The sequence below is a fragment of the Verrucosispora sp. SN26_14.1 genome (assembly GCF_004307965.1).
Lineage (GTDB): Bacteria > Actinomycetota > Actinomycetes > Mycobacteriales > Micromonosporaceae > Micromonospora.
Genome location: NZ_SISL01000270.1, coordinates 1 through 8,166, shown reverse-complemented (window position 1 = coordinate 8,166; position 8,166 = coordinate 1). Strand labels below are relative to the sequence as shown.

At 72.2% G+C, this 8,166-nt stretch carries 6 protein-coding genes and 2 pseudogenes; 5 read left to right on the top strand and 3 right to left on the bottom strand.

From position 1 onward, the window contains the following. From EYA84_RS32595 to EYA84_RS21210, 5 genes and pseudogenes are all read left to right on the top strand, one after another. A pseudogene (locus tag EYA84_RS32595) lies at window positions 1–317 on the top strand (hypothetical protein); the annotation flags it as partial. Continuing rightward, window positions 314–1,153: a creatininase family protein gene (locus tag EYA84_RS21225; RefSeq protein WP_161595010.1), complete on the top strand. Its 840-nt coding sequence runs from the start codon at window positions 314–316 to the stop codon at window positions 1,151–1,153. The pseudogene EYA84_RS32595 and the gene EYA84_RS21225, both read left to right, overlap by 4 nt. Beyond that, window positions 1,150–1,644: a RidA family protein gene (locus tag EYA84_RS21220; RefSeq protein ID WP_131054797.1), complete on the top strand. Its 495-nt coding sequence runs from the start codon at window positions 1,150–1,152 to the stop codon at window positions 1,642–1,644. Before EYA84_RS21225 ends, EYA84_RS21220 begins: the two co-directional genes overlap by 4 nt. A 64-nt stretch (window positions 1,645–1,708) precedes the next feature. Next, a complete protein-coding gene (locus tag EYA84_RS21215) occupies window positions 1,709–2,506 on the top strand; it encodes an IclR family transcriptional regulator (RefSeq protein ID WP_131054796.1) in 798 nt (265 codons plus the stop codon). Window positions 2,507–2,677: 171 nt separating this feature from the next. Continuing rightward, on the top strand, window positions 2,678–4,519 hold the full coding sequence (locus tag EYA84_RS21210; protein ID WP_131054795.1) for a thiamine pyrophosphate-requiring protein: 1,842 nt from the start codon (window positions 2,678–2,680) through the stop codon (window positions 4,517–4,519). Between the two features lie 107 nt (window positions 4,520–4,626). On the opposite strand, the gene EYA84_RS21205 is transcribed toward EYA84_RS21210, so the two are convergent. The 3 genes and pseudogenes from EYA84_RS21205 to EYA84_RS21195 all read right to left on the bottom strand — a co-directional run. Next, window positions 4,627–6,816 carry a transglycosylase domain-containing protein gene (locus EYA84_RS21205; RefSeq protein ID WP_131054799.1) on the bottom strand — a complete coding sequence of 730 codons (2,190 nt, stop codon included), beginning with the start codon at window positions 6,814–6,816 and terminating at the stop codon, window positions 4,627–4,629. A gap of 220 nt (window positions 6,817–7,036) precedes the next feature. Beyond that, a complete protein-coding gene (locus EYA84_RS21200; RefSeq protein ID WP_131054794.1) occupies window positions 7,037–7,852 on the bottom strand; it encodes a hypothetical protein in 816 nt (271 codons plus the stop codon). Window positions 7,853–8,025: 173 nt separating this feature from the next. Then, a pseudogene (locus tag EYA84_RS21195) lies at window positions 8,026–8,166 on the bottom strand (SPFH/Band 7/PHB domain protein); the annotation flags it as partial.

The following is an 8,166-nucleotide window of genomic DNA, read 5'->3' as shown; positions in this document are numbered from 1 at the left end:
ACCGGGCGGCCGCCGCGCTCGACCGGGTCGGGCTGCCCGCCGCCCTGCTCGACGAGGTGGACCTGGAGGTCACCGACGGCCAACTCGGGGGCGGCCACGGGGTGCCCACCGAGGCGGCCGTCGCCGCACAACGGGCCACCGCGCGGGCCAGCGGCGCGTTCCTCGACCTGACCTACAACAGCAAGGCGATGGCGGCGCTGCTCGCCGACGACCGTCCCGGCTCGTGGCTGTTCCTGCACACCGGCGGCTCACCCAACGTCTTCGCCCCGCACCCGTTCCCGGCCGACGTCCCGCACACCGACGAAGGAGCACCGTGATCAACGACTACCGACTCCACCACATGACCTGGCCGCAGGTACGCGAGGCGCTGACCACGGCCACCGTCGGTGTCATCCCGTTCGGCGCCACCGAGCAGCACGGCCCCGCCCTGAAGGCCGGCATCGACTACCGGATCGCGGAACGGCTGGCCGAGGAGGTGGTCGCCGCCGCCGACGGTACGGCCCTGATGACGCCACCGATCCCGGTCGGCTTCTCCCCGCACCACATGGACTTCCCCGGCACCCTGACCGCCCGGGTGAGCACCCTCTGCTCGCTGCTGGAGGACTACCTGTCCAGCCTGGCCCGGCACGGCCTGGAACGGTTCGTCATCATGAACGGCCACGGCGGGAACCTGGCCTTCCTGCCCGCCTTCCTGACCGAGTACAAGCAGCGCACCGGGCACACCGTGGCAGTGGTCCACTGGTCGATGATGGGCCGCGACGTGGTGGTGGACATCGCCCAGTCCGAGATGTACGGCCACGCCTGCGAGGTGGAGACGAGCCTGGCGCTGCACCTGGTGCCGGACGTGGTGGTGACCGAGGAACTGGGCGGCCCCGCTCCCCTGCTGCCCTCGGCACACGAGCTGCTGCGCGGCCAGGCCATCCCGGACCGGGCCGTCGGCGGGTTCACGCCCCGGTCGCTGGCCGAGTTCAGCACCAACGGCGCGCTCGGCGACCCGGCCAAGCACGACGTGGAGAAGGGCCGCAAACTCTTCGAGGCGGTCCGGGACCGGACGGTCACGCTGATCCGGCACCTCGCCGAGGCACCGACGGCGGGCACGATCAGTGCCGAGCGGGCCGCCGCGATCAGCACGGACTGGGGCACGCGCGGATGAGCGGCACCGAGGACACCTCCCCCGAGCGCCGCCTCGCCGACCTCGGCATCACGCTGCCACCGGCCCGTACCGCCTCCGGGGCGTACGACACGGTGGTGGTCAGCGGCGACCTGGCCGTCCTCTCCGGACACGGCCCGGTCCGCCCGGGGCACCCGCTGCCCACCGGCAAGCTCGGCGCCGAGCTGAGCGTGCCGGACGGGCAGGCGGCGGTACGCCAGGCGACGCTGAACCTGCTCGCCACACTGCGCGCCGCCGCCGGTTCGCTCGACGACGTGGAGCAGTTGTTGACGCTCACCGTGGCGATCAACGCCACGCCCGCGTTCACCGACCACGTCCCGGTCGCCGACACCGCCTCGGAGCTGCTGCGGGACGTCTTCGGCGACCGGGGGCGGCACGCGCGGTCGGCGCTGGGGCACTCGTCACTGCCCTTCGACGTCCCGGTGTCACTGGCGTTGACCGCCCGGATCCGGGGCCGAAATACCCAGGTCTGAAACCGAGATTGGCCCGGCCGGCCGCTACAGTGTCGATGCCGCAACCCGATATCAGAGGACGCACGTGACTTCCGACAACGGATCGAATCAGAGCATCCTGCGAGCAGTGGCGATCCTCGACGCCTTCCTGCTCGGGCGCCCCGAGTTGCGGGTCACCGACGTGGCGCGGCAGGCCGGGCTCGGTGTCTCCACCGCGTCCCGGCTGCTGAGCACCCTGGAATCCCTCGGCCTGGTGGAACGCGACCCGATCTCCAACCTCTATCGGTTGGGTCCGAAGACGGTGACCCTCGGCGGTGTGGCCCTCAACCAGTCCCCCGTCTACCGCGCCGCCCGCCAGACCGCCCAGAACCTCGCCGCCGAGCACGGTCTCGGCGTCAACCTCGCGATCCGTCGCGACGACCAGGGCTTCTACCTGGGCAACTTCGAGGGTCGCTCGGCACCCCGGGCGTTCTCGCTGATCGGTCAGTCGATCCCGCTGCACGCCACCGGCCTGGGCAAGGCACTACTGCTCGGCGTCGACCCGGCACAGCGGCGGGTGCTGCTGGGCGAGAACCTGGTCGGGTTCACCCACCGCACCATCACCGACCACGACCGCCTCGACGCCGAACTGGCCACGAGCGGGTCGCGCGGCTACTCGACCGAGGAGGAGGAACTCGCCCTCGGTCGGGCCTGCCTCGCCGCGCCCATCCGCAACGCCTCCGGCGAGATCGTGGCCGCGCTCTCCATCTCCGGCCCGCTCTCCGCGATCAACCTGGCCGCCCGGGAGGCGGCCCTGGCGACCGCGGTGATCGAGGCCGCCGACGCGGTGAGCGTCGCCCTCGGCCATCACGGCCCCGCCCGGGTCATCGTCAGCCAACGCTGAATCACTGCCGGCGGACGTCCCGGCGCACGGCCCCTACCGCCCCCCGAGAGCCGGGTAGGTCGGCCGGGCGCCTCGACGGCGTACCCGAAGAATGCATGGTTTTGTCCTGGAAAGCCGGGGAAAGCCGGGCCCACCCTTCGCGGGGTGAGCCCGACCGGAAAGGCGGACCAGGTGAGCGCAGACCACACCCTCGTACCGGCGGACCCGTGGCCACTACCCCGGGACGCCACCGTCGCCGACCACATCGTGCAGCGGCTCGCCTGCTGGGGTGTGCGGCGGTACTTCGGCTTCCCCGGTGACGGCATCAACGGCATGACCTCCGCCCTGCAACGCACCGACGAGCAGGCGCAGTTCGTCCAGGTACGCCACGAGGAGACCGCCGGCTTCGCCGCGTCCGCCCACGTCAAGTACGGCGGCGGGCCGATCGGCTGCGTGCTGGTCACCAGCGGTCCGGGTGCCATCCACGCCCTCAACGGTCTCTACGACGCCAAGCTGGACCACCAGCCGGTGGTGGCGCTGGTCGGGCACACCGCCACCACCGCCGAGGGCGGCGGCTACTACCAGGAAGTGGACCTGCTCGCGCTCTACAAGGACGTCGCGGCGGCCTTCCTCGCCCAACTCGACCACCCCTCCCAGGTACGCCACCTGGTCGACCGGGCCTGCCGGACCGCGCTGGCCCGGCGTACCGTCACCGCGCTGGTGCTGCCGCTCGACGTGCAGGACCTCGCCGCCGTCCCCGACCCGCCGCACGCGCACGGCTACTACCACACCAGCAGCGTGCCGAGCAGCAGCCCGACCGTACCGCCGGAGGCCGACGTCCGGCACGCCGCCGAGGTGCTGGGCAGCGGCGAGCGGGTGGCCATGCTGGTCGGGCAGGGCGCCCTCGGCGCCGAGAACGAGGTCCGCGAAATCGCCCACCGGCTCGGTGCCGGGGTGGCCACCGCGCTGCTCGGGTTCACCACGGTCGACCACCGGGAACCCTGGGTCACCGGCGCCATCGGCCTGCTCGGTACCCGCCCGAGCTGGCAGCTGATGAAGGAGTGCGACCGGCTGCTGATCGTGGGCAGCAACATGCCGTACTCGGAGTTCTATCCGGCCCCCGGGCAGGCCCGCGCGGTGCAGATCGACATCGACGGCACCCAGCTCGGCCTGCGCTACCCGACCGAGGTGAACCTGACCGGCGACGCCGCACCCACCCTGCGAGCCCTGCTGCGCGAACTCGGGCCGGGACCGGGACCGACCCGCTGGCGGCAGAGCATCGCCGGCGCCACCGCCGCCTGGCGACAGGCCCAGCGGGACCTGGCCGCGCAGCAGGCCGACCCGGTCAACCCGCAGATGCTCTTCGCCAGCCTCAGTGACCGGCTGCCGGACGACGTCATGCTCGCCGTCGACTGCGGCACCGCCACCGCCTGGTACGCCCGCCACCTCCAGGTCCGGCCCGGGATGCTGGCCAGCCTCTCCGGCACCCTACTCTCCATGGGCGGCGCGATGCCGTACGCCCTGGCGGCGAAGTTCGCCCACCCGGACCGTCCGCTGATCGCCCTGATCGGTGACGGCGCGATGCAGATGAACGGCGTCAACGAGCTGATCACCGTGGCCAAGTACTGGCGCGGCTGGGCCGACCCGCGCTTCGTGGTGCTGGTCCTCAACAACCGGGACCTGGCGTTCGTCAGCTGGGAGCAGCGCTCCACCGAGGGCACGCCGATGTTCCCGGACAGCCAGCAACTGCCCGACATCGCCTACCACCAGTGGGGCGAGGTGCTGGGGTTGCGCGGCGAACTCGTCGACCACCCCGACCAGGTGTCGCAGGCGTGGGACCGGGCGCTGCGCGCCGACCGTCCGACGGTGATCAACGCCCTGGTGGACCCGGCCGAACTGATGATGCCGCCGCACTTCACCACCGAGCAGGCCCGCAAGACCGCCGCCGCGATGCTGCGCGGCGACACCGACTGGGCGGGCATCATCCGCCGCGGCCTGCCCAGCGTCGTCAGCACGTACCGCCCGCGCCGCTGAGCCTGCGCGCAAGGAAGGGTCCCCTGCTATCGCCTCGCGTATAGCAGGGGACCCTTCCTAACTTCACTACCGTGCGCCGGCACGCCCCGCGCGAGATGCAGCGGAGATCAGCCTCGGCCCTGGAACCAGCGACGCAGCTCGGACAGCGGATTGTCGCCGGTCCGGCGGTCGACGCCCGGATCCCGCTCGACCGGCCGGCGCGGCGTACCCACCAGCTCCCGGCTGGGCGCGGTGAACGCCTGCTCGGGCTCGCCGTCGACCGCCGTGGCGATGATCCGGGCCACCCCGGAGATCACCCGGGGCTGCACGGTGGCACCGACCGAGTCGTTCGGGTCGTCCGGGTTCGCCGCGATGCCGGCGACCGCGACCTGCGGGGTGAACGCGACGAAGCTCTCCGTGGCGGCACCGTCGGAGCTGCCGGTCTTACCGGCCACCGGGCGACCGTCCAGGATCCCGTTCACCGCCGTGGCGGTACCGCCGTTGCACTGCCCGAACGCGGACTGCTGGCCCACCGGGCAGCGGGCCGCGTCCGTGGCGGCCCGGGCCACGTCGGCGTCGAGCACCTGCCGGCAGGAGGGGTCACCCACCGGCAGTCGCGCACCGTCCGGGCCGGTCACCGACACCACCGGCAGAGGGGCGCAGTACGTCCCCTCCGCCGCCACCGTCGCGTACGCGTTGGCCACGTCGAGCGGGGTGGTGGCGGACACCCCCAGGGTGAACGCGCCCCAGTCGGCGGCACGCTGGTCGGCGAAGGTCGCGTCCGCCTCGGCGCGGAACGTGATGCCCAGGCGCTGCGCCATCTCCACCACCTTGTCCGGCCCGACCTGCTCGGCCAACCAGACGAAGTACGTGTTCACGGAGCGGCCGAAGCCGTCCCACATCATCCGGTACCCGTCCATCCAGGCCGGATTGGCGTTGGCCGGGCACCACCGGCCGTCGCAACTGCTGTCCCCCTCCCCGGGGTACCGGGTGGGCAGCCGGCTCGGCGCGTCGTACCCGGTGGACAGCGTCCGGCCGGACTCCAGCGCGGCGAGCATGGTGAACAGCTTGAACGTCGAGCCGCCCTGGTAGCCGGTCACGCCAGGTCCACCGGAGATCAGCGGGTTCACCGTGTTCGGGTAGTTGGCCTGCCCGTCCGGGTTCTCCGCGAGGCTGTAGTGGCGGTTGACCGCCATGGCGAGCACCCGGCCGGTGCCGGGCTCGACCGCCGCGATCGGCAGGGCGCGCGGATTGCCGTACCCGTACACGCTGGTGGCCTCCTCCTGCGCGGTGGCCTGGATCTCCGGGTCCAGCGAGGTGACCACCGTGTAGCCGCCCCGGCGCAACGCCTGCTCGCGCTCGGCGGGGGTTTCGCCGAACTGCGGCTGCTCCATCCACCACCGGCGCAGGTAGTCGCAGAAGAAGCCCCAGCCGTCCCGACCACCGGCGGTGGCCGCACAGCCGTTGGCCTGCTCGCTGGGGTCCAGGTCCAACTCCTCGGCCTTGGCGTCGGTGGCCTGCTCCGCGGTGATCGCGGCGGTCGCGACCATGGAGTCCAGCACGTACGCGCGCCGGGCCAGCGCCGCGCCGGCGTCGCCGTCGATCGGGCTGTACGCCTCGGGCGCCTGCACCAGACCGGCCAGCAGTGCCGCCTCGTCGAGGGTCAGGTCCGCCGGCACCTTGGAGAAGTAGCGCTCACTGGCGGCGGCGATCCCGTACGCACCGGAACCGAAGTACGCGATGTTCAGGTAGCGGGTGAGGATCTCGTCCTTGCCGAGGCGCTGTTCCAACGCGTTGGCGTACCGGATCTCCTGGAGCTTGCGCCCGACGGTCTGCTCGGTGGCCGCGGCCTGTTCCTCGCTGGTGCGGGTCGAGTCGGTCTTGAGCACGTTGCGTACGTACTGCATGGTCAACGTCGAGCCACCCTGCTCGGTGCCGCCCTCGGTGACGTTGGTGACCAGGGCGCGCGCCATGCCGCGCAGGTCCACCCCGCTGTGGTCATAGAAGCGCCGGTCCTCGGCGGCCACGATCGCCTGCCGCATCACCGGCGCGATCTCGTCCAGCGTCACGTCCGTCCGGTTGACGTCGTAGAACGTGGTGATCAGCGTCTTGCCGTCGTTGGCGTAGAGGTAGGAGCGCTGCGGGGTGGCCGGGGTCCGCAGCACGTCCGGCAGTTCGGCGTAGCTGCCCAGTGCCGCCTTGGCGGTCAGCCCGAACACCAGGTTCACCGGCAGCATGAGGCCCGCCACGACGAGGCCGACGAGCCCGCCGGCCAGCAGGACGGTGAACAGTCGCGACAGTGGCGTAGGGGTGGCCATGGTCACCAGGATTGCCGCGAATGCCACGTTCCGACCACCGAATCGGCCCAGTTGTCAGCCAATTCACGGCCAGATGCCAGCGGTCTTTGCGCTGGCCAGCACCACTGGACAGAAGAAATGCGGACGTACCGGACACCCGACGCAGACGACCGGCGCAAGGAAGGGCCCCCTACTAACGCCTCGTGTATAGGAAGGGTCCCTTCCTTACATCCGGCGGGGGTCATGCCGTGCCCAGCGGGCCGGGGCCGCCGGGGCCCGCCGGGCCCACACCGGTCGGACCTGCCGTCGCGACGCTGGCGCTGGTGGCGTCGCGCAGGATCTCCCGGGGCAGCAGCCGGCCGGAACGGTAGGCGATGCCGATGCCGGCGATCAGCACGAAGATCGCCCCGAAGGTCTGCAGGGAGCCGATCAGTGCCCCGCCGAGGCCGAGCAGCGGGCTGGCGATCATCAGCATCGTGCCGTCGCCCATGCTGAACATCCCCGACCGCGCCACCGCCCATCCGGTGAGCAGCCAACCGACGCTGTAGAAGGTCGCGCCGACCAGCACCAGCGACCGGGCGGTCGCACCGAAGACCGGAGTGTCCTCGGCGAACCCGGCGAAGGGCAGCATCAGCACCGTGCCGGCGATGCTGACCAACAGACCGGCCACGGCGCTGCGGCGACTGCGGGTGGCCGCGAGCAGGCCGGCCAGGCCGAGCAGGGCCAGCAGCCCGAGCCAGATCGCGGCGACCCAGCCGATCAGGTACACCGCGCGGCCGTCGGCCGGGTACGGGTCGTTGCCCACCCCGCCGTCGCTGGCCATGGCCACCGCGCCGTAGAGGATCGCGTACGCGGGCAGCAGCCAGACCGCGGCGCGGGCGAGGCGGCGCAGCGACCACGCCCAACTCGCGTTGGTGGCCGGTCCGGGTGGTCCCGGATCGTCGACGAAGGGCAGGACGCCGAAGCCCCCACCGGTCCGTCGGGTGCCGAGCGGCCCGGCGGGGTCGTGTGCCCCGGGTACGTCCGGCGGGGACCACAACCGTTTCAGCGGATCCATCGGTCACCTCGCTCATCCACGAGCGGTGCCGGGACACGCCGAGGCGCCCCGATGCCTGGTCACCACCCGCCTAGGACCGATGGTGGCAGGCACCGGAGCGCCTCATGAGCCTTTCTCGCATTTGTCCGGACGCCGGTCCGGACCGGGTCACCCCGGCCCGGACCGACTCCGGATCAGCCTCGCTCGCGCTGGTCGGCCGGGTCGTTCAGCAGACTCCCCGGGGAGACCGGCTCGGGTGCGGGCAGACCCTGCGGCTCCCTGCCGCCGGTGGCCTGCGCCTCGGCGACGCGTACCTCGTTGTGGATCTCCTGGGC